Source organism: Shewanella putrefaciens (genome assembly GCF_016406325.1).
Lineage (GTDB): Bacteria > Pseudomonadota > Gammaproteobacteria > Enterobacterales > Shewanellaceae > Shewanella > Shewanella putrefaciens.
This window is the reverse complement of the sequence record NZ_CP066370.1, coordinates 3,070,645-3,095,091: the sequence shown is the minus strand read 5'-3', so window position 1 is coordinate 3,095,091 and position 24,447 is coordinate 3,070,645. Positions and strand designations below refer to the sequence as shown.

The window sequence follows — 24,447 nt, the reverse complement described above, 5'->3', positions numbered from 1 at the left end:
TATTTTCAAACTCATTTTCTCAGGTTCAGCATGACTACAAGGTATATCTTCGTTACTGGTGGCGTTGTTTCATCACTAGGTAAAGGCATTGCAGCAGCATCATTAGCTGCAATTTTAGAGGCCCGCGGTCTCAATGTAACCATCATGAAACTGGACCCTTACATTAACGTTGATCCGGGTACCATGAGCCCAACCCAACATGGCGAAGTATTTGTTACTGAAGACGGTGCAGAAACAGATCTCGACTTGGGTCACTACGAGCGTTTTATCCGTACTAAGATGAATCGTCGTAACAACTTCACTACCGGTCGTATTTACGAAGAAGTACTACGTAAAGAACGTCGTGGCGATTATTTGGGCGCAACCATTCAGGTTATTCCACATATCACTAATGCGATTAAAGAAAAAGTATTAGCAGGTGGCGAAGGCCATGATGTGGCTATCGTCGAAATCGGCGGTACTGTGGGTGATATCGAGTCCTTGCCGTTCCTTGAGTCTATCCGTCAGCTCGGCGTTGAGCTTGGCCGCGATCGTACTCTGTTCATGCATTTAACCTTAGTGCCTTTCTTAGGTGCGGCTGGCGAAGTGAAAACTAAGCCAACTCAACACTCAGTAAAAGAGTTGCGTTCTATTGGTATTGCACCCGATGTGTTGATTTGCCGTGGCGATCGCGCAATTCCAGCAAACGAGCGCGCGAAGATTTCGCTATTCTGTAATGTTGAAGAGCGTGCGGTTATTTCATTAAAAGATGTTGATAGTATTTATAAAATCCCAGCACTGCTGCGTTCACAAGGTTTGGATGACTTAGTGGTTAAGCGTTTCGGTTTAGAATGCCGTGAAGCTGACTTATCTGAGTGGGAAAATGTGATTTACCAAGAAGCTAATCCAAACGGCGAAGTCGTGATTGGTATGGTGGGTAAATACATTGAACTGCCAGATGCCTATAAGTCAGTCAACGAAGCATTAAAACATGCAGGCCTTAAAAACCGCGTATCTGTGACCATCAAGTATATTGATTCACAAACCGTAGAAGCTAAAGGCGATGAAGTCCTACAGGGCTTAGACGGTATCTTAGTACCAGGTGGCTTCGGCGAGCGTGGTGTTGAAGGTAAGATACTGGCGGCAAAATTTGCCCGTGAAAACAAACTACCTTATTTCGGTATTTGTTTAGGTATGCAAGTTGCTCTGATTGAGTTTGCCCGTAATGTTGCTGGTATGACTGATGCTCATTCAACGGAATTCAATAAAGAAACGCCATTCCCAGTAGTAGGTTTAATCACTGAATGGGTTGATGAGGAAGGTAATGTTGAGCAACGCCATGAGGCTTCTGATTTAGGTGGCACTATGCGTTTAGGCGCACAATTGTGCCATTTACTTGAAGGCTCTAAAGCGGCACAAGCCTACAAAGGCAATAGCTGTATCGAACGCCATCGTCACCGTTACGAAGTGAACAACAAGTACAGAGAACGCTTAGAGCAAGCTGGCATGGTGTTCAGTGGTTTATCTTCCGATCGCAAGTTGGTAGAAATGATCGAATTAAAAGATCACCCATGGTTTGTTGCGGGTCAATTCCACCCTGAGTTCACCTCAACGCCACGCGATGGTCATCCATTGTTCGAAGGCTTTATTGCCGCAGCGAGCGCACACCAAAAACGTGATCTGAAGTAACAATATTTAAGGCCAGAACCGCGACAGTGGGACTGGCCTTTTGTTACACTCAAGCCGCTTTGATATGAAAAGAACTCGTACCCATGTGTATAAATGACACACCGATAGATGGAACAATAAACGACGTTTTTGCCGATATTTGCATCTGTTTATTCCCATAGGTATTGGTTTTTTCTTTTATTTTTAAACTTAAATCGAGGGTAATATGGCTAAGATTATTAACGTGATTGGTCGCGAGATTATGGATTCTCGTGGTAACCCAACAGTTGAAGCCGAAGTGCATTTAGAAGGTGGTTTTGTGGGTATGGCGGCAGCGCCATCTGGCGCATCAACCGGTAGCCGCGAAGCGTTAGAATTACGTGATGGCGATAAGAGCCGTTATTTAGGCAAGGGCGTGTTAACCGCCGTTGCCAACGTCAACGGTGTCATCCGCACTGCGTTACTAGGCAAAGATGCCACTGCACAAGCTGAGCTTGATCAAATCATGATCGACTTAGACGGCACTGAAAACAAAGACAAGTTAGGCGCAAACGCTATTCTGGCTGTGTCTTTAGCGGCAGCCAAAGCAGCAGCAGCATCTAAAGGTATTCCTTTATACGCACATATCGCTGAATTAAACGGCACCCCTGGCCAATATTCTATGCCTGTGCCTATGATGAACATCTTAAACGGTGGCGAGCACGCGGATAACAACGTTGATATCCAAGAATTCATGGTGCAACCTGTTGGCGCAAAAACCTTCCGTGAAGCACTGCGTATGGGCGCTGAAATTTTCCATACGTTAAAAAAAGTATTACACGACAAAGGCCTAAGCACTTCTGTGGGTGACGAAGGTGGTTTTGCACCTAACTTAGCGTCAAACGCTGATGCGTTAGCTGTGATTAAAGAAGCGGTTGAACTGGCGGGCTACAAGTTAGGTACCGATGTGACTCTGGCATTAGACTGCGCCGCCTCTGAATTCTATAAAGATGGTAAATACGATTTAGCGGGCGAAGGTAAAGTCTTTGACTCGAACGGTTTCTCTGATTTCTTAAAATCATTGGCAGATCAATATCCAATCGTGTCTATCGAAGACGGCTTAGACGAATCAGATTGGGATGGTTGGGCTTACCAAACTCAAATTATGGGCGACAAGATCCAATTAGTGGGCGACGATTTATTCGTAACCAACACTAAAATCTTAACCCGCGGTATCGAAAACGGCATTGCTAACTCAATCCTTATCAAGTTTAACCAAATTGGTTCATTGACAGAGACTTTAGCGGCCATTCGTATGGCGAAAGAAGCAGGTTATACCGCAGTGATTTCACACCGTAGTGGTGAAACTGAAGACGCGACCATCGCCGATTTAGCTGTGGGTACAGCGGCAGGTCAAATCAAAACGGGCTCACTGTGTCGTTCTGACCGTGTGGCTAAATACAACCAATTGCTGCGCATCGAAGAGCAATTAGGTGAAAAAGCCCCATACCGTGGTTTGAAAGAGATCAAAGGTCAGGCGTAATTTAACGTTTGATGCAAAAAGGCCACCACTTGGTGGCCTTTTTTGTTGTACTATCTGCGGTATATTTTATTAATCCAAGATACTGACGCTAATTCCTCCATGAAATTTTTTGTCATTGCACTCATAGTGCTACTCGGTTTATTGCAATATCGGCTATGGTCGGGAAGCAACAGTCTGCCCGAATACTTTGTCTTGCAAAAACATATTGCGGTTCAGCAAGAAGGTAACGATAAACTCAATGAGCGTAACCAAGTGCTGAAAGAAGAAATTATCGACCTTAAAAGCGGTACTGAGGCCATTGAAGAACGCGCGCGTAACGAGCTCGGTATGGTAAAAGAAGGTGAAACTTTCTACCGTGTGGTGGGTGGTGAACGCTCAGTATCGAGTCCTTCTCAGTGACGGAGTTAATGCGTATGGATATCGCATTAGAAGAGCGACCCAATCTCGAACATCAGCATCAAATGATGAAAGCAAATCCAGATCCCCAAAGCGTTGTCGCGATCGTGCCCGCAGCAGGAATTGGTAGCCGCATGGGGGCCGATAAACCCAAGCAATATCTTGAGGTATTAGGTCAAAGTATTCTTGCCCATACGTTAGATACACTATTGTCGCATCAACAAATCACCCAAGTGATTATTGCACTACATCCTAATGACTCATTTTTTTACGCATTACCACAAGCGCAGCATCCAAAACTTATCACAGTGCTTGGTGGCGGTGAGCGTGCTGATTCAGTGTTGGCGGCGTTGATGAAAGCGCCTGAAGATAGTTGGGCCTTGGTACATGACGCAGCAAGGCCCTGTTTAACCTTGGCTGATATCGATAAATTACTTGTGTCACGTGCCGATTTCCCCCATGGGGCGATATTGGCAATGCCAGTGCGTGATACGATGAAGCGTGCTAATCAAAAAGGGGAAATAAATGCAACTGTTTGCCGCGATAATTTATGGCATGCGTTGACGCCGCAATTATTTCCAACATCTGAGTTGAAAATGCATCTTCAAGCGGCAATCCTAGCTGGTGTAACGGTTACGGATGAAGCCTCAGCCATGGAATGGGCAGGGATATCACCGGGGCTGGTTTCTGGCCGTGCCGACAATATCAAAGTCACACATCCCGATGATCTGGAGCTGGCTGAACTCTTTTTAATGCGCGTGGCAAAATAGTTTATCTAGCATGTTACTAAAGTAAGTTAGGAAATAATAAATGAAAATCCGTATCGGTCATGGTTTCGATGTTCACAAATTTGGCGAAGATCGGCCCTTAATATTGTGTGGTGTTGAAGTACCCTATGAGACTGGGCTCGTCGCACATTCCGATGGTGATGTGGTGTTGCATGCAGTGTCTGATGCCATTCTGGGAGCGATGGCTCTCGGAGATATAGGCAAACATTTTCCCGATACGGATACCGCCTATAAAGGCGCTGATAGCCGCGTATTATTGCGTCATTGCTATGATTTGGCAAAGCAAAGGGGTTTTGAACTAGGTAATGTTGATGTCACTATTATTGCCCAAGCGCCCAAAATTGCACCCCATATTGAAGCTATGCGCCAAGTGCTTGCCACCGATTTAATGGCCGAATTGGATGATATTAACGTCAAAGCCACCACTACTGAAAAGTTAGGTTTTACAGGACGTAAAGAAGGCATTGCGGTAGAAGCAGTTGTGTTGATGAGCCGTAAACAAGATTAATTAACGAGATAGATAAGTCCCATGAGCGAACTGCATTACTTATATGGCAAACCACTCGGCACTGCCGATTTACGTACTCAAAATAGCGATTTTATCGTGAAAGAGATTTTGCCCTTTAGCCCAACAGGAGAAGGGGAGCATCATCTCTTACATATCCGTAAAGACGGGCTGAATACGGTTCAAGTGGCAGAAATGATTGCCAAGTTTGCAAAGGTGCATCCAAAGGAAGTGACCTATGCGGGCCAGAAAGATAAAAATGCCATTACTGAACAATGGTTTGGTGTACGCATTCCGGGTAAAGAAACTCCCGCTTGGGCAGAACTTAACAGTGAACGATTAACGCTTCTCTCTAGTAGCCGCCATAGCAAAAAATTACGCATCGGTGCACTACTGGGTAATCGCTTTATTTTGACTTTGCGTAATGTCACTCACGCTGAAGATATCATTAGCCGGATTGAGAAAGTGAGTCAAATCGGTGTCCCCAATTATTTTGGTGAGCAGCGTTTTGGCCATGATGGTAAAAATCTCGTCATGGGACGCCAAATGTTGGCGGGTAAAAAAGTGAAAGACAGAAACAAACGCAGCATGTATTTATCTGCTGTGCGCTCAAACTTGTTTAATACCGTCGTGTCATACCGCTTAGCCAACCATGGTACTAAACCTTTAGCGGGTGATTGTGTGATGTTGGCGGGTAGCAAAAGTTTCTTCGTGACACCCGAATGGGATCTGGTGGTGTTGAAACGTCTGATTGAAAAAGATATTCAACTATCAGCACCTTTGTGGGGTCGTGGCATGATGTTGCCTCAAGGCGAAGCCGCGGCGATGGAAACCTTAGCGATGAGTGAGCTTAGCGATGACTGCTATGGTTTGGAACATGCAGGATTGGAGCAGGAACGTCGTCCATTACTGCTTGAGCCTCAAGGGCTTAAATACGAAATAACAGAAGATAGTTTAGTGTTAGAGTTTATTTTACCAGCGGGTAGCTTTGCGACATCTTTACTTAGGGAACTGGTTAATTATCAGGATGTAAAAGAGCAGCAGTGGCAAGCAACAGTTACGTCAGAGGCTAACGCTGTTAACGGTAGTGATGACGCTGCATCATGATCCGCATTCTTGTTAGTAATGATGATGGTGTCAATGCACCTGGCATCAAAGCCTTAACAGAAGCACTCGTTGAAATAGCCAACGTGATGACAGTCGCGCCTGATCGTAATTGTTCGGGGGCCAGTAACTCACTAACCTTGACTAATCCATTAAGAATTAATAGGTTAGATAATGGTTATATTTCTGTACATGGTACGCCGACAGATTGTGTTCACTTAGCTATCCGCGAGCTCTGTGATGGTGAACCCGATATGGTCGTTTCTGGCATTAATGCCGGTGCAAATATGGGTGATGATACCTTGTATTCTGGGACCGTCGCTGCGGCAATGGAAGGGCGATTTTTAGGCTTTCCAGCAGTGGCTATTTCTCTCAATGGCCGAGAGTTTAAGCATTATCAATCTGCGGCTGTTTATGCACGGCGCATCGTGCAGGGACTTTTATTACACCCATTAGCGAGCGATCAAATTTTAAATATCAATGTACCAGATTTACCGCTTGATGAGATTAAAGGGATTAGAGTGACTCGGCTTGGCGCAAGGCATAAAGCTGAAGGCATAGTGCGGACAAAAGATCCTGCGGGGCGAGAGATTTTTTGGCTCGGCCCACCAGGTCTTGAACAAGATGCTACCGAAGGGACAGATTTTCATGCAGTTGCCAATGGGTATGTGTCAATTACCCCTTTGACGGTTGATCTCACAGCCTACAGACAATTATCGGTATTGCAGAATTGGGTAGATAAAATATGACTCGAGTTGCCTTAACATCGGCGGTGAATCTCGCTAAAAAGCTTTCTGATGCGGGGATCCGTAATCAAGCCGTGTTAAAGGCGATATCGCAAACCCCGCGTGAAATGTTTCTCGATAATGCGTTAGCCCATAAAGCCTACGAAAATACCGCCTTGCCAATTGGTCAAGGTCAAACGATTTCTCAGCCTTATATCGTTGCCAGAATGACCGAACTATTACTCAGTAATATGCCAAAAAAGGTGCTAGAAGTCGGAACGGGGTCGGGTTATCAAGCCGCCATATTAGCCCAGTTAGTGCCAGAGCTTTGTACGATAGAGCGTATTAAAGGCTTACAAATTCAAGCTCGGCAAAGATTAAAACGGCTCGATCTACATAATGTGTCATTCAAATATGGCGATGGCTGGCAAGGATGGTCTAACCGTAGCCCGTTTGATGCCATTATGGTGACCGCTGCCGCAGCGACAGTACCCGAGGCACTTTTATCCCAACTGGTCGATGGCGGAGTGTTAGTGTTACCAGTGGGAGAGAACACACAGCAATTGATGCGGATCACACGTCATCGCGAGCGTTTTAGTTCAGAAAATATTGAAACGGTAAAATTTGTGCCATTAGTTAATGGTGAATTAGCATAAATTGGATTGCAACTTCATCACTTGTTAGTGATGTTTAGAGGAAGTGTGTTTCTCATCATAAACAGTAATGCAACTTAGTAGAGGAGTTTTTATTGTTGAATGCGGGTTTACTTTTAAACCTCAGCTTATTGTTTATGCTTGTAGGCTGTAGCTTTCAGGCGAGCCACCCTGCGCCTGTCGAAAGTCTTTCTCCCCACCTCTCAAAACACAGTAAAGGCCATCTTAAATCCGATTCTTATAAAGTAAAAAAAGGCGATACGCTTTATTCTATTTCATGGGCGGCAGGGAAGGATTTTGTTGAAATAGCTAAAATTAATCAATTAGATAAGTCCTACACTATTTACCCTGGGCAGATCTTGTATTTAACACAGCCTCGGATTGTTAATCAGTCCAACACTAAGACTTTAGGTGGATATTCTTCTGCTTTGAAAAGTCAAAAATCAAATAATTCTCAGGAAAAACAATCAAATAATAATAATTTGCAAATAAGTGCTTCACAGAAAAAAACACTTGATCAGAAAGCTAAGCCTGCGTATTCTGCAACAAGTGGCCAACAAAATATTAACCCTACAATCGTTGCTCCTACTTCGACACTGCCTGACAGTGTGAGCCAGTGGCAATGGCCTGTAAGAGGTAAATTAGTTGGGACTTACTCTGCTAATGAGCAGGGGAATAAAGGCATTAAGATCGCAGGTCAAAGGGGAGATATCATCAAAGCCGCAGCAGACGGGAGGGTGGTATATGCAGGTAGTGCTCTTAGGGGTTATGGTAATTTAGTCATTATTAAACACAGTGAAGATTACCTTAGTGCTTATGCTCATACGGATCAGATCTTAGTTGAAGAAAAGCAACATGTCCTCGCTGGACAAACAGTTGCTAAAATGGGTAGTACAGGAACCGATCAAGTAATGTTACGATTTGAAATTCGTTATCATGGTCAATCTGTTAACCCACTTAATTATTTGCCTAAGCAATGATTGCTTAGGGCCTTGTTGGCAAATGGAGGATAGGAAATTGCAATAGTTCAAGCAGTTTAATTAGGTTTAGGAGATTTGATCATGAGCCGTATAAATAGCACTGCCGCAGAAGAATTAGTCGATTTTTCCGTTGAAACCGCAGAGTTTGATCTCGAAAAAGAGGATATTGCTACAGATTTAGTTCAAGAACTTGGACTAGAACAACAGGTTCAAGATGACCTGCAAAAAAATCTTGATGCCACGCAACTCTATTTAGGTGAAATAGGGTTTTCCCCCCTGCTTAGCGCAGAAGAAGAAGTTTACTTTTCTCGTAAAGCCTTAAAAGGCTGTGAAAAATCCCGTAATCGCATGATTGAAAGTAATCTTAGACTTGTTGTTAAGATTGCACGTCGTTATAACAACCGAGGATTAGCACTCTTAGATTTAATCGAAGAAGGGAACTTAGGACTTATCCGCGCGGTAGAAAAATTTGATCCCGAAAGAGGTTTTCGTTTCTCAACCTATGCAACTTGGTGGATTCGTCAAACGATTGAACGTGCAATTATGAATCAAACTCGCACCATTCGTTTACCTATTCATGTTGTTAAAGAGTTGAACGTATATTTAAGAACCGCTCGGGAATTAGCGCAAAAATTAGATCACGAACCGACAGCTGAAGAAATTGCTGAAAAATTGCAAGTCCCTAGTGCAGATGTCAGCCGTATGTTGAAGTTGAATGAAAAGATTACCTCAGTCGATACGCCTTTGGGGGGCGATAATGACAAAGCGCTGATCGATATATTGGCCGATGATGACAGTGTAGGCCCTGACTATAAGGTACAGGATGAAGATATCTCAAACTCGGTAGTGAAATGGCTCAATGAGTTAAATACTAAACAAAGAGAGGTATTAGCTCGTCGTTTTGGATTATTAGGCTATGAGCCATCGACATTGGAAGATGTCGGTGCAGAGATAGGGTTAACCCGTGAGCGTGTTCGTCAAATTCAAGTTGAAGCCTTAAAACGTCTGCGTGATTTACTCGGTTCACAAGGCCTATCTGTTGAAGCGTTGTTTAGAAATTAATGTTATTGGGCAAAGTAAGACGGTAATGATCAAGCAATTTAAGTCCCTATTAAAAACGCCCACAATAGTGGGCGTTTTGTTTTTTAATTTAATTGATTAGCTCAAGCGCTTTAATTCGTAGAGTAAATCAAGTGCTTGTTTAGGCGTTAAATTATCGGGATTTATTGCTTGTAACTTAGTTAGAGCGGGATTCTCAGCCGGCTCAGGTAGGGCGAGTAGGGTTTGAATGGGCGTTTTTGTGCCCTCAAGCTGATGATCGCGACTTTCTAATTGCTGCAACTTGTGTTTGGCTGCCTTAATGACTTTCGCTGGTACGCCCGCGAGTGCTGCAACCTGTAAGCCGTAGCTTTTACTGGCGGCGCCTTCTTGTACCGCATGCATAAAGGCGATGGTATCCTCATGTTCTATCGCGTCTAAATGGACGTTATAGACACCAGCCATAAGTTCCGGCAGTTGGGTTAGCTCAAAATAGTGGGTAGCAAATAACGTCATGGCACCGATTTGTTGGGCGAGATACTCTGCAGCAGACCAAGCTAGAGATAAGCCATCGTAGGTCGATGTACCGCGGCCAATTTCATCCATTAATACCAGACTTTGAGCCGTTGCATTATGGAGGATATTGGCAGTCTCAGTCATTTCGACCATAAAGGTTGAACGGCCTGAAGCTAAATCGTCCGATGCACCAATACGAGTAAATATGCGATCAATAGGCCCTATCACAGCTCGCTCTGCCGGTACAAAACAGCCAATATGAGCCATAAGCGTGATTAAGGCGACTTGGCGCATATAAGTCGACTTACCCCCCATATTGGGTCCTGTCACTATCAACATGCGTCTTTGATTGTGCAAGGTGACTGGATTGGCGATAAAGGGTGTTTGACTGACGCGTTCAACGACGGGATGTCTGCCTGCATCAATCTGGATGCCGATATCCTGGCTTAGCTGAGGACAGATATATCCTAAAGTTTCAGCGCGTTCGGCAAAATTACTTAATACATCAAGTTCAGCAGCCGCTCTAGCAAAAGCTTGTAACTCATGTAGTTTGGGCAGAATAAGATCGAAAAGCTGTTCCCATAGCTGTTTTTCAAGGGCCAGCGCTTTACCTTGGCTTGAGAGCACTTTTTCTTCGTACTCCTTAAGTTCGGGCGTGATATAACGCTCCATATTTTTAAGCGTTTGGCGTCGTTGATAATTGAGCGGCACTTGTGAAGATTGCAAGCGGCTGACTTCAATATAATAACCATGTACGCGGTTATAGCCGACTTTAAGTGTATTGATGCCAGTACGTTCTTTTTCCCTTGCTTCAAGTTGAATCAAATAGTCGCTGGCCCCCTCACTCAGACCGCGCCATTCATCAAGTTCATTATTGTAGCCTTCGCGGATCACGCCACCATCACGAATAAGCATAGGGGGATTATCAACAATGGCGCGCTCGAGTAGGGCCTGTTCTTCGGGAAATTCACCCAAATATTGACATAGTTTGACGGTATGAGGTGCATTTAGCACGCTTAAGCTTTGTTGTAATTCAGGTAATAAACTCAATGCTTGACGTAGGCGTGCAAAATCCCGGGGTCGAGCAGTACGCAGCGCAAGCCTTGCCATAATACGCTCAATGTCACCCAGTGCCTTAAGCTGTTCATGGAGTGGTTCATGTGTGCCTGTCTTAAGTAATTCATTCACAGCCGTTTGGCGGGCGATAATTTGATTAGGATCCCGTAATGGCTGATGGATCCAGCGCTGCAGCATACGGCTTCCCATTGCTGTCGCAGTATTATCTAATACGGTTGCTAAGGTATTATCACGGCCACCCGCTAGATTCTGGGTGAGTTCCAAGTTACGGCGGGTTGCGGCATCAAGTACTATACTATCCGCTTGATTAAAGCGAATTATGGCATTGATATGGGGCAGGGCAGTACGTTGTGTATCTTTAACATACTGCATTAAGCAACCAGCGGCTTGCAGTGATAGACGCGCATCGCTAATGCCAAAACCATGAAGATCTTTAGTGCCAAATTGTGCAAGTAAAAGTTTGATGCTGGTGTCGTAATCAAATTCCCACTCGGGACGACGACGTTTGCCTTTGAAGTGGCTTAGCAAGCCAAGTTCACCAAAATCTTCACTGTAAAGAATTTCGACTGGATTTGTACGTTGTAATTCGGCTTCTAAGGATTCCCTTGTATCAAGCTCTGCAATCACAAATCGGCCAGAGGAAACATCGAGGGTCGCATAGCCAAATCCAACTTTACCTTGATAAACTGCGGCTAAAAGATTGTCTTGGCGTTCTTGTAACAGGGCTTCATCGGTTAAGGTGCCGGGTGTTACTATGCGTACGACTTTACGCTCAACCGGACCTTTAGCGGTCGCGGGATCGCCAATCTGCTCGCAAATTGCAACAGATTGACCAATTTGAACCAATTTAGCCAAATAACCTTCAACCGCATGATAGGGAATGCCAGCCATTGGGATTGGATCGCCGCCACTCTTTCCGCGGGCAGTCAGGGAGATGCCTAATAACTCAGAAGCACGTTTAGCGTCATCATAGAAGAGTTCATAGAAGTCACCCATTCGATAAAACAGTAGCATATCGTGATGTTCTGCTTTCATCGTCAAATATTGACGCATCATGGGGGTATGTTTTTCTAAATCATCGGTATCAATTACATTCATTAAATCGTTATCGTCCGTTGTGGCTGCCCTAAAAGCGATATCAATCTGTGTGGATATAGCGTAAAACCTTGGAAGTTTGTGGCTATTCCTACTCAAAATAAGTTGCGCCAATCTTAGCAATATTTTACTGACAATTAAGCCACCAAATGTAGATATTCCCTTATTATGATAATTTATTTGCCCAATATTAATGTAAAAGTGCGTAAGTATAAGGAAATTACCCCATTGAAAAATAATTCGTGCACAGGTCTTGATACTGTATGATTGTACAGTATACTAGTCAGCATATTAAGACAGAAAGCCTCGCTTTTTGAATTGCCCGCTTTACTAAATTGAATATCACTTTTGACAGCCTAGATGCTGCCTAGATGAGGGAACAGGAATGAAGGTCGATCCAAACAAAGAGAAAGCACTCGCAGCGGTATTGAGCCAGATTGAAAAGCAATTTGGTAAAGGTTCTATCATGAAGCTGGGCGAAGATCGCTCTATGGATGTCGAAACCATTTCTACTGGTTCGTTATCTCTAGATGTCGCTTTAGGTGCTGGTGGCTTGCCAATGGGGCGTATTGTTGAGATCTATGGTCCTGAATCATCTGGTAAAACGACACTGACTTTAGAAGTGATTGCCGCTGCGCAGCGTGAAGGTAAAACCTGTGCTTTTATCGATGCAGAACATGCGTTAGACCCAATCTATGCTAAAAAATTGGGCGTAGATATTGATAATTTGCTTTGTTCACAACCGGATACTGGCGAGCAAGCGCTTGAGATTTGCGATGCATTAACTCGCTCGGGGGCCGTTGATGTTATCGTGGTCGACTCAGTCGCAGCATTAACGCCTAAAGCTGAAATCGAAGGCGAAATTGGTGATTCTCACATGGGCCTAGCGGCGCGTATGATGAGCCAAGCCATGCGTAAACTTGCTGGTAACTTGAAACAATCCAACACCTTACTTATCTTCATCAACCAAATTCGGATGAAGATTGGTGTGATGTTCGGTAACCCAGAAACGACAACCGGTGGTAACGCGCTGAAGTTCTATGCTTCTGTTCGTTTGGATATTCGCCGCACAGGTGCCATTAAAGACGGCGATGAAGTTGTCGGTAACGAAACTCGCGTTAAAGTGGTGAAAAACAAAGTTGCGGCTCCATTTAAGCAAGCTGAGTTCCAAATCCTTTACGGCCAAGGTATTAACCGTACAGGTGAGTTAGTCGACTTAGGTGTAGCCCATAAGTTGATTGAAAAAGCGGGCGCTTGGTACAGCTATAAAGGTGATAAAATTGGCCAAGGTCGTGCAAATGCGGGTAAATATCTGACTGAAAACCCAGCAATTGCCGCCGAAATAGACAAGACATTACGTGAGTTACTGTTAAGTAATCCAAGTGCCCTAGCATCATCTGCATCCGATGATGAAAGCACAGAAGGTAATATTGACTTAGAGACAGGCGAAATATTCTGAGTCAGTCCGCATACCAAATCGCGGTAGCGCTGCTAGCGCGCCGCGATTATTCCCGCCAACAAATTCGTGATAAATTGCTCGATAAAGGTTTCGAACTTAACGATATAGAACCTGTACTCGATGCTTGCGAATCCTCTGGTTTTATTAATGATGCGCGTTATGCAGAGTTGTTGGTGCGTAGCCACATCAGTCGAGGCCATGGTGCAATACGCATCCGCCAAGCAATCGCACAGAAAGGCTTATCTAAAGACTGCATTGAAGCCGCTTTGGTCAATTGTGATTGTGATTGGTTTGAGCTAGCAAAAGACAAAGCTACAAAAAAATACGGTGTTCCCCGCGTGACAGAAGTGAAGGGCTCTAAAGCTCGGGAACTTATTGCAAAGGAAAAGGCTAAACGTGTGCGTTTTTTAATGGGCCAAGGCTTTAGCTACGATCAAATCAGTTATGCATTAGATTCAGATCCCAATGATCTCGACGAAGATGATTAACGCCCTAATTCAAAAGTGATGATTTGAAGCTAAAGCTGTAAAAACTCATCTACATATCACCTACGGGCTTTGAAGCCTTCTGGTTTCTCGTTGTGCTCACTTGCTTTAAAATTGTCCTTATCGCGACAAACCTACACTGTCTTCAATTATTCCTTATCCTGCCGTTTTGCCTCTAGTGGCTCTGGTGTAGCCTATTCAAGCTAAAATATTAAATTCCTGATGTGTATATCACCAATCAAGACTGGTTGTCTTTCCTTAGTCTGCTTATAATGCTGGGCAAATAGAAATGCGGCTGCCCTATGGTGTAGCTGGTAATGCTTATCCAATTCAGGACGATTTCATGTATCAAACTACAGCAGAGCTTAGAAGTGCTTTCCTCGAATTTTTCCGCAGCCACGGTCATCAGGTTGTGGACAGTAGTTCATTAGTGCCAGGCAACGATCCAACTCTTTTATTTACCAATGCGGGCATGAACCAATTTAAGGACGTGTTTCTTGGCATGGATAAACGCAATTACACGCGTGCGACCACTGCTCAACGTTGTGTACGCGCTGGCGGTAAACATAATGATTTAGATAATGTGGGATATACCGCCCGTCACCATACTTTCTTCGAAATGTTAGGTAACTTCAGCTTTGGGGATTATTTCAAAGAAGAAGCGATTCGTTTTGGTTGGTCATTTTTAACTGAAACCTTAAAGCTGCCGAAAGAACGTCTGTGCGTCACTATTTACCAAACTGACGATGAAGCCTTTGAAATTTGGAATAAAAAGATTGGTGTGGCCGCTGAAAATATCATTCGTATCGGTGATAACAAGGGCGCACCTTACGCTTCGGATAACTTCTGGCAAATGGGTGACACTGGTCCTTGTGGTCCTTGTACCGAGATTTTCTACGACCATGGTGATCATATTTGGGGTGGACGTCCTGGTAGCCCAGAAGAAGATGGCGATCGTTTCATCGAAATTTGGAATATTGTATTCATGCAATACAATCGCCAAGCTTCAGGCGAAATGTTGCCGCTACCAAAACCTTCTGTCGATACAGGTATGGGAATCGAACGTATTGCTGCGATTATGCAAGGCGTACATTCTAACTATGAAATCGATATCTTCCGTGCTCTTATTGCCAAAGCCGCAGAAATTATCGGCGTGACTGATTTATCCAATAAATCACTACGCGTTATTGCTGACCATATTCGTTCATGTGCATTTTTAGTGGCCGATGGTGTAATGCCATCTAACGAAGGCCGTGGTTATGTGTTGCGCCGTATTATCCGCCGCGCCGTGCGTCATGGTAATAAGTTAGGTGCGACAGAAGCCTTTTTCTACAAATTAGTTCCGACGCTGATTGATGTGATGGGGGATGCAGCCAAAGGGCTCGCTGAAACTCAAGTTATTGTTGAAAAAGCACTTAAAGCGGAGGAGGAGCAGTTTGCTCGTACTTTAGAGCGTGGTTTAGGTATTTTAGACGCAGCCTTAAGCGAATTAACTGGTGACACTTTAGACGGTGAAACCGTATTCAAACTCTATGATACCTACGGTTTTCCAATGGATTTAACCGCAGACGTTTGTCGTGAGCGTAATATTATTGTCGATGAGGCAGGTTTTGAAGCGGCAATGGCCGAGCAACGTAGCCGCGCCCAAGCTGCGGGTAACTTTGGTGCCGATTACAATGCGGCATTGAAAATTGACGCCGAAACAGCATTCTGCGGTTACACCGAACTTGTGGGTCAAGCAAAAGTCACCGCGATTTATCAAAACGGCGAGTCAGTGACGGCTATTAAAGCGGGTGATGAAGCGGTTCTTGTGCTAGACGTGACACCTTTCTATGCTGAATCGGGCGGTCAAGTGGGCGATAAAGGCCAATTGGTTGCGAACGGTATTGAATTTACGGTAAACGATACGCAAAAGTATGGTCAAGCAACAGGCCATCAAGGTGTCTTAGTCGCAGGGAGCTTGAGTATTGGCCAAATGGTTGAGGCTAAGGTTGATAAAAAATTACGTCACCGTACTCAGTTAAACCATTCTGTTACGCATTTATTGCATGCCGCACTGCGCCAAGTGCTTGGTACGCATGTCACGCAAAAAGGGTCGCTGGTTGACCCTGAGCGTTTACGTTTCGATTTCTCTCATTTCGAAGCAGTCAAACCTGCTGAACTAAAGAAAGTCGAAGAATTAGTGAATACCCAAATTCGCCGTAACCACGAGCTGAAAGTCGCTGAAATGGCGATTGATGAAGCTAAAGAAAAAGGTGCTATAGCACTCTTTGGTGAGAAGTACGATGCACAGGTTCGTGTTGTCACTATGGGCGATTTCTCTATCGAATTGTGTGGTGGTACCCATGTGGGCCGCACTGGCGATATCGGCTTATTTAAGATCACCTCAGAAGCGGGCATTGCAGCAGGTGTGCGCCGTATAGAAGCTGTGACAGGGGCCGCGGCTATGGCTTATGTGGCGCAGCAACAGGCTGAGCTGGAAGAGGCGGCTGCCTTGTTAAAAGGCGATACTCATTCAGTGGTTGCTAAGTTAAAAGCACAACTCGATAAAATGAAACAACTTGAAAAAGACATGGCGCAGCTAAAAGATAAATTAGCGGCGGCTGCGAGTGCTGACTTAGTGGGCGATGCTGTGGTTGTTAATGGCGTGAATGTACTTATCAAAAAACTAGATGGCGTTGAGGCTGGTTCACTTCGCGGTTTACAAGATGAATTAAAGCAAAAACTAAAATCTGCCATTATTGTGTTGGGTACGGCTCAAGAAGGCAAAGTGAATCTGATTGCTGGCGTGAGTAACGACTTAGTTGGCAAAGTCAAAGCGGGTGAGCTAGTCGCTATGGTCGCTGCACAAGTGGGCGGCAAGGGCGGTGGTCGTCCAGATATGGCGCAAGCGGGTGGTAGCCAACCAGAAAATCTGGATGCGGCCTTAGCTCAAGTATTACCTTGGATTACTGAGCGTTTAGCTTAAGAGGTTGCTGTGCCTGAAAAACGAAAGCTTAGTCGTAGCAAGCTTTTTGTGAAAAAGTTTGGTGGCACTTCGGTGGGTTCTATAGAACGTATTGAAGTGGTTGCCGAACAGATTGCAAAGTCCGCTCGCAGTGGTGAACAACAGGTACTCGTGCTCTCTGCTATGGCAGGGGAGACAAATAGACTTTTCGCACTTGCCGCGCAAGTTGACCCCCGTGCTTCGGCGCGGGAACTCGATATGCTTGTCTCAACAGGCGAACAAGTGAGTATCGCATTGATGGCGATAGCTTTGCAGCGACGTGGTATTAAGGCTAAGTCGCTCACGGGAGATCAAGTTCAAATCCATACCAATAGTCATTTTGGTCGCGCAAGTATTGAGAATGTCGATACTGGCTATCTAGAGTCACTGCTTGATGATGGAATTGTGCCGATAGTCGCAGGGTTTCAAGGGATTGATCCTAACGGAGATGTAACGACCCTTGGGCGTGGAGGGTCTGATACCACTGCGGTTGCGTTAGCTGCTGCACTTAACGCTGATGAGTGCCAAATTTTCACTGATGTTGCTGGTGTCTTCACAACCGATCCAAATATTGATAGTAATGCGCGTTGTCTTGATGTCATTGGCTTTGATGTTATGCTCGAAATGGCCAAACTGGGAGCTAAGGTGTTACATCCTGACTCGGTTGAATATGCCGAACGTTTTCGAGTGCCTTTGCGAGTGTTATCTAGTTTTGAAGTTGGTCAAGGTACCCTAATTCAATTTGGTACCGAATCTGACGTGATAAGTGCTTCCTTGGTGCAGGGGATTGCGATCAATAAAGCGTTAGCAACATTAACGATTGATGGCTTATTAACGACGAGTGAACATTACCAAGCCTTGTTAGCTTGTTTGTCTCGCCTTGAAATCGATGTGGAGTTTATCACCCCGCTCAGATTAAATGAGGATGCTCCCGCAGGGTGTGTAAGTTTTATGCTTGCAGAAGCAAAAGTGGATATTTTATTGCACGAGCTTGAAGCATTGAGTACAAGTCTTGAGCTTGGTCAATTGATTGTTGAGCGTCAACGTGCAAAAGTATCTTTAGTTGGCAAAGGTTTACAGGCAAAAATGGGATTATTGACTAAGATGTTAGATGTCTTGGGTAATGAAACAATCCATGCTAAGTTACTCTCGACGTCGGAGAGTAAATTATCAACCGTTATCGATGAAAGGGACTTGCACAAAGCGGTTCGGGCGTTACATCACGCTTTCGAGCTAAATAAGGTGTAATTAAATAACCGTTTGAGTATTGAATACTATTAATTTGTACTAAGCTGACCTTATAATAAGCCCATCTACCGGATGAGTGCCGTGTGTAAGCTGAATTAAGAAATAAAGGAGCTATCGAATGCTGATTTTGACTCGTCGTGTTGGCGAAACACTGATGATTGGTGACGAAGTCACTGTTACAGTGCTGGGGGTAAAAGGAAATCAGGTGCGTATCGGTGTTAACGCACCTAAAGAGGTTTCTGTTCACCGTGAAGAAATCTATCAACGTATCCAATCTGAAAAATCGGGTTCACCATCGGAAGGTGGTAACTTTTAATACTGCGCTATGGCGAGGGTATTACGGCGACAGAAGAGTCAGTTTTTTAACTGACTTTTTTATTTTTTAGACCGAAAGATTGGCGTAAATCAATACATTGGCTTGATATAACAGCAATGTGATTAAAAACAGTTCAAATGGGATCTGTTTCTGAAAAAGGGTTTGACTTATTTTCGTCAAACAGTAATATGTGCGCCAAGAAAACGGAGAGGTGGCCGAGTGGCCGAAGGCGCTCCCCTGCTAAGGGAGTATGGGCTTTAACTCCCATCGAGGGTTCGAATCCCTCCTTCTCCGCCATTTCTTACCGATAGAAAACAGTGCGCGTGTAGCTCAGCTGGATAGAGTACCTGGCTACGAACCAGGCGGTCGGAGGTTCGACTCCTTCCACGCGCACCATTTTTTATTGAAGCAATACAAGTCGCGCATGTAGCTCAGCTGGATAGAGTACCTGGCTACGAACCAGGCGGTCGGAGGTTCGACTCCTTCCATGCGCACCATCTCTGCATTAGTTAATCTTTAACTCATCAGTTTTGAATTTCAATTTGAAATTTTGTAGTTAGTTGCTTCTAGTAAGTTATAAAAATGCGCGTGTAGCTCAGCTGGATAGAGTACCTGGCTACGAACCAGGCGGTCGGAGGTTCGACTCCTTCCACGCGCACCAATTAAATCTCAATGCTTTTGTGTTGCGATAAAAAGTTAAAATGCGCATGTAGCTCAGCTGGATAGAGTACCTGGCTACGAACCAGGCGGTCGGAGGTTCGACTCCTTCCATGCGCACCAAATTAGTTGATAAGCAGTATGGTCTATCAGCGAAAAGTAAAAATGCGCGTGTAGCTCAGCTGGATAGAGTACCTGGCTACGAACCAGGCGGTCGGAGGTTCGACTCCTTCCACGCGCACCAATTATGTAAGCATTGCTTACAAATGTAGATTTTGCGGAGAGGTGGCCGAGTGGCCGAAGGCGCTCCCCTGCTAAGGGAGTATGGGCTTTAACTCCCATCGAGGGTTCGAATCCCTCCTTCTCCGCCATTCTATTTCTTAGTCGAAGAAATAGATTTGCGAGATAAAGATACTTATTCTAGACTCAATTTCGGTTGGCTCTAGTTAGAAGTAAAAAACAATTTTTGCGCATGTAGCTCAGCTGGATAGAGTACCTGGCTACGAACCAGGCGGTCGGAGGTTCGACTCCTTCCATGCGCACCATATAGATAAGCCCTGCAAGCAATTGCAGGGCTTTTTTATTAGCTGTCTAAGCCTTTACTTCCCACCTCTTTTAAATTCATATCCTGCCGACTGCTCACTATGGGAAATTAGGTATTCAGGATTTTCATCTACTTCGCTTTAAGAATCGTTAAGTGGTTTTAATGCGGTGTAGTAGGTAATGAAGCCATGTTTAGAATTGGTTTGGATTTAAGAAAGCGTCAGACTTAAGATAACCTGTGGTTTCAGTGTCTATACATACAAGAAGGGCAGCCACTAGGCTGCCCTTCATTCAGTTGAATCAGTCAATCATAGCAAGTCAATCAGAGCATGAGAGAAGGTTAAGCTTCTAACTTAGCGAACTCAGATTTTTGTTCGTTGAGCTTGTCCATATCTCGCTTGAGATCGGCCATCTTAGCGCGCTCTTTGTCGATAACCTCGGCTGGGGCTTTTGCCACAAAACCTTGGTTCGACAATTTACCTTCGATGCGAGCGATCTCTTGGCCGAGCTTTTCAAGCTGTTTGTCGATACGGGCCATTTCGGCGGCAACATCGATTAAACCTGCCATTGGGATTAACAGTTCCATTTCACCAATCAAACCTGTGGTCGACATAGGCGCAGTTTCGCCATCGGCTAAAATGGTCATGCTTTCTAGGCGAGCAAGCGTAGTAAAGAAGGTTTGGTTTGCTTCAACACGGGCTTTATCCTGCGCGCTAACACCACGAAGTAGGGCATTTAATGGCTTAGATGGGGCAATGTTCAGTTCGGCGCGAATGTTACGTACAGCGACAATCACTTGCTTAACCCACTCTAAATCGGCCATTGCTGCGCTATCGACTTTAGCGGCATCAAATGTTGGGAACGGTGCCAGCATAATGGTATCACCAGCGACACGAGCTAACGGTTTAACGCGTTGCCAAATGGTTTCAGTAATATATGGCATCATAGGGTGCATCAGGCGCTGCATCGCTTCGAGCACCGTCACTAAGGTGTGGCGAGTACCGCGCATTTGCGCTTCACTGCCGTTTTGCAATACCGGTTTAGTTAACTCTAAGTACCAGTCACAGAACTGGTTCCAAGTGAACTCATACAGGGTATTGGCCGCTAAGTCGAAACGATAGGCCGCCATGTGATCGTCAAAGGTCTTAACGGTTTGATTGAACAAGCCGATAATCCAGCGATCGGCTAGTGATAGTTCTAGCTCGCCACCTTTGTATTTTGGTGAGCCAGGGCCACAATCTTGATCTTCTGTGTTCATCAGCACGTAGCGCGAGGCGTTCCACAACTTGTTACAGAAGCTGCGGTAACCGTCTAAGCGCTTCATATCCCAGTTGATGTCACGGCCCGTTGATGCCATAGCGGCAAGCGTAAAGCGCAGCGCATCAGTACCGTGGGCTTCGATGCCATTTTCAAACTCTTTGCGGGTGCTCTTTTCTATTTTTGCGGCCAGTTGTGGCTGCATCATGTTGCCGGTACGTTTTTCAACTAAATCTTCAAGTCCGATACCGTCGATCATATCTAATGGATCGAGTACGTTACCCTTAGATTTTGACATTTTGTTACCCGCTTCATCGCGGATAAGGCCAGTTACGTAGACAGTTTTGAACGGGACTTGTGGCTTGCCGTCTTCATCTTTGATGAAGTGCATGGTCATCATGATCATACGGGCAACCCAGAAGAAGATGATGTCAAAGCCTGTCACCAACACGTCGGTTGGGTGGAAGGTTTTTAAATCTTCTACATTGTCAGGCCAGCCTAAGGTTGAGAAAGTCCACAGGGCTGAGCTGAACCAAGTGTCCAGTACATCTTCGTCTTGGCGTAATGTCATTGAATCGCTGATATTGTGCTTAGCACGGACGTCGGCTTCGTTGCGGCCGACATAGACTTTGCCATTTTCGTCGTACCATGCAGGGATGCGGTGACCCCACCATAATTGACGCGAAATACACCAGTCTTGAATATCACGCATCCAAGAGAAGTACATGTTCTCATATTGCTGCGGCACAAACTTGATGCTGCCATTTTCAACGGCTTCGATAGCGGTTTTCGCCATTGGCGCAACAGCCACATACCATTGGTCGGTCAGCATCGGTTCGATAACTACACCTGAACGATCACCATAAGGGACTTTTAAGGCGTGAGGCGCGATTTTTTCGAGCAATCCTAAGGTTTCAAATTCGGCGACGATAGCGTCACGCGCTTTAAAACGGTCAAGTCCGGCAAAGCGTTCAGGTAAGCTGCCATCGAGGGTTTTGTTAAAGGTACCGTCAGAGTTCACCACTTCGGCGCTCACGCGAATGGCGGCATCTAAGGTCAGCACGTTGAACATGGGCAGGTTGTGACGTTTACCGACTTCATAGTCGTTAAAGTCATGGGCTGGGGTGATCTTCACGCAACCTGTACCAAAGGCCATATCGACGTAATCGTCGGCCACGATAGGAATGCGGCGATTTACTATTGGCAGCAGAATATATTTGCCAATCAACGCTTGATAACGTTCATCATCGGGATGCACTGCAACCGCACTGTCGCCGAGCATAGTTTCTGGACGTGTGGTAGCGACTTCTAAGTAGTCTTTACCATCGGCGGTTAGCTCACCGTCGGCCAGTGGATAACGCAGGTGCCACATATGGCCCTGTTTTTCTTTGCTTTCCACTTCTAAATCAGAGATAGCCGTGTGCAGCTTTGGATCCCAGTTGACTAAACGCTTGCCGCGATAAATCAATTCGTCTTCGTACAGACGCACAAACACTTCTTGCACGGCCTTGGACAAGCCTTCGTCCATAGTGAAACGCTCGCGGTCCCAATCAACAGAGGCGCCCATACGACGTAGCTGCTTCGTGATAGTGCCACCCGATTGCGCTTTCCATTCCCACACTTTATCCATAAAGGCATCGCGACCTAGGTCATGGCGATTTTTGCCTTCTTCGGCTTCAAGTTTACGCTCTACCAACATTTGGGTGGCGATACCCGCATGGTCAGTACCGACTTGCCATAGGGTATTTTTACCTTTCATCCGCTGGTAACGGGTCAAGGTATCCATGATGGTGTCTTGGAAGGCATGGCCCATATGCAAGCTCCCCGTCACGTTGGGTGGGGGGATCATGATGCAATAATTGCCTTTGGATTCATCACCGTGTGGTTTGAAGTAACCTTGCGCTTCCCAGTTTTGGTAAAGCGTTTGCTCGATGGATTGCGGATCGTATGTTTTTTCCATGGGAACGTATCTGTCTCAAACTAAATTAAGTGGATGTGTTGCTAAATTATGGGTCGTTAATTCGATCCCTAGGTCGCGATATTGCCTATAGCGTTCACGGGCAACGGCTTTATGCTGATCGTCATTGGCAACAAAATCGATGATTTGACCAAAGTTTACCGCAAATGGGGGGGCTTGGTCTGCAATATTAATCAGAAGTTGACGACTTTTATTGGCCCCAAGGCGGTCAGAACCTATTTCAACTGGGGCACCAGTGATAGGTCCTTCACCTTTCAAGTTGTGAGGTACAAATGCTGTTGGCTCAAATTGCCATAATAATTCATCAATCTCTAAAGCTAAGTTTTTGTCTTGACAATGAATATAGACTAATTGTTGCTTAATATAAGCTTGCTGAGCTAATTGACATGCAAAAAGGTGCATTGCTCCTAAAGCCGCATTGGTATTGGCTACAGTGCTTATGGCTGACTGGATCGCGATATGACCAGATTGTGCCACTGGTGGCATCAGATAAAACAGCGCTTGAGTCATAATTTCAATGCCTTGCATGAATGCGAACAACTAAGGGAGGAGTTTACACTAAAAGATGAGTTTGGTTAATGGAGCTCCGAGCGTTTTGATTCTTATGAGACTATTCATAAAATGAAAAAGCGCACCCGAAGGTGCGCTGGTTTTAGTATAAGATCTGGTCAAACGAGTTTATCCTCCTTATTAATCAGTGAATATGGAACCAAGTTTACCTTATTTATCAGTGTATTGTTTGCATACATTAAACAATTGTACTACTAACAACTAACTCACTTGTACTCGGTTTACATTTATCAATAAACGGTTTACGGCTTATAGTGTGTACTAGGTACATTTTTCTGCTAAGCAGTAGGGCCATATCACTCGTTTAGCTTACTTTAGTTTATCTTAGTTGTTACAATTGCAACTTTAACTTAAAGTGCTTAACATTTTTACTGTTTATCAAACTTACATACTAACATTGGAAATTACCGCTAAGTGAGTATTTATCTTAATCAAGCATAAACCACTCTCTTTAACACCCTCCTAATAATTTAGTGGATAACTATTTGACATATTAGCCTTGTTAGATTGAATACCTCTTAGTCTTGAGCGAAAACCTAAATTTAAAAACAGATACTTATTAGGATTTTCTGACTTTAGTGGTTATTTACTTAAGTTACTCCTTAAATATAAATGCTAAAGAGATATAACTACATTTTTGAAGTTCATTTTATCTGTTAAATACAATTGCTTTTGCTAATATAGTTGTTACATACTCCTTATATTCATGAAAACATAAACGTATTGAGTTTGTCTTAGGTGTTAGGGTAAATACTTTTAAGAACGATTAGTTTTTGTCAGTTACCTCCTTCTCTATCAAGTATGTTGGTTGAAAGTGGAGCCTGTAAAACTGTGTATATCAGTATAAAAGTCTATGATGCGTTAGATGAGATTAGCTAAATTTTTACTTGTTCAACGGTTAA

At 44.6% G+C, this 24,447-nt stretch carries 18 protein-coding genes and 8 tRNA genes; 23 read left to right on the top strand and 3 right to left on the bottom strand.

The window, feature by feature from the left end; genetic code table 11:
* Window positions 1–30: 30 nt before the first annotated feature.
* The 10 genes from JEZ96_RS13875 (at window position 31) to rpoS (ending at window position 9,382) form a co-directional block, all read left to right on the top strand.
* The gene (locus JEZ96_RS13875) at window positions 31–1,668 is read left to right on the top strand and encodes a CTP synthase (RefSeq protein ID WP_011788604.1); all 1,638 of its coding nucleotides are present in this window, start codon (window positions 31–33) and stop codon (window positions 1,666–1,668) included.
* A gap of 205 nt (window positions 1,669–1,873) precedes the next feature.
* Entirely contained in the window at window positions 1,874–3,169 is a 1,296-nt protein-coding gene (gene eno, locus JEZ96_RS13870; RefSeq protein ID WP_011788605.1) for a phosphopyruvate hydratase, read from the top strand.
* A gap of 99 nt (window positions 3,170–3,268) precedes the next feature.
* Window positions 3,269–3,568 (top strand): cell division protein FtsB, encoded by a 300-nt coding sequence (ftsB, locus tag JEZ96_RS13865; RefSeq protein ID WP_011788606.1) that lies wholly within the window; start codon window positions 3,269–3,271, stop codon window positions 3,566–3,568.
* A gap of 62 nt (window positions 3,569–3,630) precedes the next feature.
* Window positions 3,631–4,335 carry a 2-C-methyl-D-erythritol 4-phosphate cytidylyltransferase gene (gene ispD / locus JEZ96_RS13860; RefSeq protein WP_373291697.1) on the top strand — a complete coding sequence of 235 codons (705 nt, stop codon included), beginning with the start codon at window positions 3,631–3,633 and terminating at the stop codon, window positions 4,333–4,335.
* A gap of 40 nt (window positions 4,336–4,375) precedes the next feature.
* Entirely contained in the window at window positions 4,376–4,861 is a 486-nt protein-coding gene (gene ispF / locus JEZ96_RS13855) for a 2-C-methyl-D-erythritol 2,4-cyclodiphosphate synthase (RefSeq protein ID WP_014611064.1), read from the top strand.
* 21 nt (window positions 4,862–4,882) lie between these two features.
* Window positions 4,883–5,965 (top strand): tRNA pseudouridine(13) synthase TruD, encoded by a 1,083-nt coding sequence (gene truD, locus JEZ96_RS13850; protein ID WP_011788609.1) that lies wholly within the window; start codon window positions 4,883–4,885, stop codon window positions 5,963–5,965.
* On the top strand, window positions 5,962–6,711 hold the full coding sequence (gene surE, locus JEZ96_RS13845; protein ID WP_011788610.1) for a 5'/3'-nucleotidase SurE: 750 nt from the start codon (window positions 5,962–5,964) through the stop codon (window positions 6,709–6,711). Before truD ends, surE begins: the two co-directional genes overlap by 4 nt.
* Window positions 6,708–7,343: a protein-L-isoaspartate(D-aspartate) O-methyltransferase gene (locus JEZ96_RS13840; protein ID WP_011788611.1), complete on the top strand. Its 636-nt coding sequence runs from the start codon at window positions 6,708–6,710 to the stop codon at window positions 7,341–7,343. Before surE ends, JEZ96_RS13840 begins: the two co-directional genes overlap by 4 nt.
* A 92-nt stretch (window positions 7,344–7,435) precedes the next feature.
* Window positions 7,436–8,320, top strand: a complete 885-nt coding sequence (locus JEZ96_RS13835) for a peptidoglycan DD-metalloendopeptidase family protein (RefSeq protein ID WP_061782788.1) — start codon at window positions 7,436–7,438, stop codon at window positions 8,318–8,320.
* Between the two features lie 81 nt (window positions 8,321–8,401).
* On the top strand, window positions 8,402–9,382 hold the full coding sequence (rpoS, locus tag JEZ96_RS13830; RefSeq protein WP_011788613.1) for an RNA polymerase sigma factor RpoS: 981 nt from the start codon (window positions 8,402–8,404) through the stop codon (window positions 9,380–9,382).
* Window positions 9,383–9,478: 96 nt separating this feature from the next.
* Here rpoS and mutS read toward each other — a convergent pair whose 3' ends face one another.
* Entirely contained in the window at window positions 9,479–12,049 is a 2,571-nt protein-coding gene (gene mutS, locus JEZ96_RS13825) for a DNA mismatch repair protein MutS (RefSeq protein ID WP_061782789.1), read from the bottom strand.
* A gap of 382 nt (window positions 12,050–12,431) precedes the next feature.
* Here mutS and recA point away from each other — a divergent pair, with 382 nt between their 5' ends.
* The 13 genes from recA to JEZ96_RS13760 all read left to right on the top strand — a co-directional run bounded on the left by recA (window position 12,432) and on the right by JEZ96_RS13760 (window position 19,742).
* A complete protein-coding gene (gene recA, locus JEZ96_RS13820) occupies window positions 12,432–13,505 on the top strand; it encodes a recombinase RecA (protein ID WP_011788615.1) in 1,074 nt (357 codons plus the stop codon).
* 17 nt (window positions 13,506–13,522) lie between these two features.
* A complete protein-coding gene (locus JEZ96_RS13815; RefSeq protein WP_373291696.1) occupies window positions 13,523–13,993 on the top strand; it encodes a regulatory protein RecX in 471 nt (156 codons plus the stop codon).
* Window positions 13,994–14,333: 340 nt separating this feature from the next.
* On the top strand, window positions 14,334–16,958 hold the full coding sequence (gene alaS / locus JEZ96_RS13810; protein WP_128090272.1) for an alanine--tRNA ligase: 2,625 nt from the start codon (window positions 14,334–14,336) through the stop codon (window positions 16,956–16,958).
* A 9-nt stretch (window positions 16,959–16,967) separates the two neighbouring features.
* Window positions 16,968–18,224, top strand: coding sequence for an aspartate kinase (locus tag JEZ96_RS13805; protein ID WP_011788618.1), 1,257 nt, complete (start codon window positions 16,968–16,970; stop codon window positions 18,222–18,224).
* 118 nt (window positions 18,225–18,342) lie between these two features.
* Window positions 18,343–18,540, top strand: a complete 198-nt coding sequence (csrA, locus tag JEZ96_RS13800) for a carbon storage regulator CsrA (RefSeq protein WP_007649794.1) — start codon at window positions 18,343–18,345, stop codon at window positions 18,538–18,540.
* Between the two features lie 205 nt (window positions 18,541–18,745).
* Window positions 18,746–18,837, top strand: a tRNA-Ser gene (locus JEZ96_RS13795).
* Window positions 18,838–18,859: 22 nt separating this feature from the next.
* Window positions 18,860–18,936, top strand: a tRNA-Arg gene (locus JEZ96_RS13790).
* A gap of 24 nt (window positions 18,937–18,960) precedes the next feature.
* A tRNA-Arg gene (locus JEZ96_RS13785) sits at window positions 18,961–19,037 on the top strand.
* Between the two features lie 87 nt (window positions 19,038–19,124).
* Window positions 19,125–19,201, top strand: a tRNA-Arg gene (locus tag JEZ96_RS13780).
* Between the two features lie 42 nt (window positions 19,202–19,243).
* Window positions 19,244–19,320: transfer RNA gene (locus JEZ96_RS13775), tRNA-Arg, on the top strand.
* A gap of 44 nt (window positions 19,321–19,364) precedes the next feature.
* Window positions 19,365–19,441, top strand: a tRNA-Arg gene (locus JEZ96_RS13770).
* 35 nt (window positions 19,442–19,476) lie between these two features.
* Window positions 19,477–19,568: transfer RNA gene (locus JEZ96_RS13765), tRNA-Ser, on the top strand.
* A gap of 97 nt (window positions 19,569–19,665) precedes the next feature.
* Window positions 19,666–19,742 (top strand) — tRNA-Arg (locus tag JEZ96_RS13760).
* Window positions 19,743–20,080: 338 nt separating this feature from the next.
* Here the strand turns inward: JEZ96_RS13760 and JEZ96_RS13755 are convergent.
* Window positions 20,081–22,957 carry a valine--tRNA ligase gene (locus tag JEZ96_RS13755; protein WP_025008724.1) on the bottom strand — a complete coding sequence of 959 codons (2,877 nt, stop codon included), beginning with the start codon at window positions 22,955–22,957 and terminating at the stop codon, window positions 20,081–20,083.
* A gap of 15 nt (window positions 22,958–22,972) precedes the next feature.
* Entirely contained in the window at window positions 22,973–23,485 is a 513-nt protein-coding gene (locus JEZ96_RS13750) for a DNA polymerase III subunit chi (protein WP_025008725.1), read from the bottom strand.
* Window positions 23,486–24,447: the final 962 nt, after the last annotated feature.

Excerpts from the sequence above, each read along its gene's own strand:
- JEZ96_RS13875 (WP_011788604.1), top strand. The coding sequence starts at position 31 with ATGACTACAAGGTATATCTTCGTTACTGGTGGCGTTGTTTCATCACTA.
- eno (WP_011788605.1), top strand. The coding sequence starts at position 1,874 with ATGGCTAAGATTATTAACGTGATTGGTCGCGAGATTATGGATTCTCGT.
- ftsB (WP_011788606.1), top strand. The coding sequence starts at position 3,269 with ATGAAATTTTTTGTCATTGCACTCATAGTGCTACTCGGTTTATTGCAA.
- ispD (WP_373291697.1), top strand. The coding sequence starts at position 3,631 with ATGATGAAAGCAAATCCAGATCCCCAAAGCGTTGTCGCGATCGTGCCC.
- ispF (WP_014611064.1), top strand. The coding sequence starts at position 4,376 with ATGAAAATCCGTATCGGTCATGGTTTCGATGTTCACAAATTTGGCGAA.
- truD (WP_011788609.1), top strand. The coding sequence starts at position 4,883 with ATGAGCGAACTGCATTACTTATATGGCAAACCACTCGGCACTGCCGAT.
- surE (WP_011788610.1), top strand. The coding sequence starts at position 5,962 with ATGATCCGCATTCTTGTTAGTAATGATGATGGTGTCAATGCACCTGGC.
- JEZ96_RS13840 (WP_011788611.1), top strand. The coding sequence starts at position 6,708 with ATGACTCGAGTTGCCTTAACATCGGCGGTGAATCTCGCTAAAAAGCTT.
- rpoS (WP_011788613.1), top strand. The coding sequence starts at position 8,402 with ATGAGCCGTATAAATAGCACTGCCGCAGAAGAATTAGTCGATTTTTCC.
- mutS (WP_061782789.1), bottom strand. The coding sequence starts at position 12,049 with ATGAATGTAATTGATACCGATGATTTAGAAAAACATACCCCCATGATG.
- recA (WP_011788615.1), top strand. The coding sequence starts at position 12,432 with ATGAAGGTCGATCCAAACAAAGAGAAAGCACTCGCAGCGGTATTGAGC.
- alaS (WP_128090272.1), top strand. The coding sequence starts at position 14,334 with ATGTATCAAACTACAGCAGAGCTTAGAAGTGCTTTCCTCGAATTTTTC.
- csrA (WP_007649794.1), top strand. The coding sequence starts at position 18,343 with ATGCTGATTTTGACTCGTCGTGTTGGCGAAACACTGATGATTGGTGAC.
- JEZ96_RS13755 (WP_025008724.1), bottom strand. The coding sequence starts at position 22,957 with ATGGAAAAAACATACGATCCGCAATCCATCGAGCAAACGCTTTACCAA.
- JEZ96_RS13750 (WP_025008725.1), bottom strand. The coding sequence starts at position 23,485 with ATGACTCAAGCGCTGTTTTATCTGATGCCACCAGTGGCACAATCTGGT.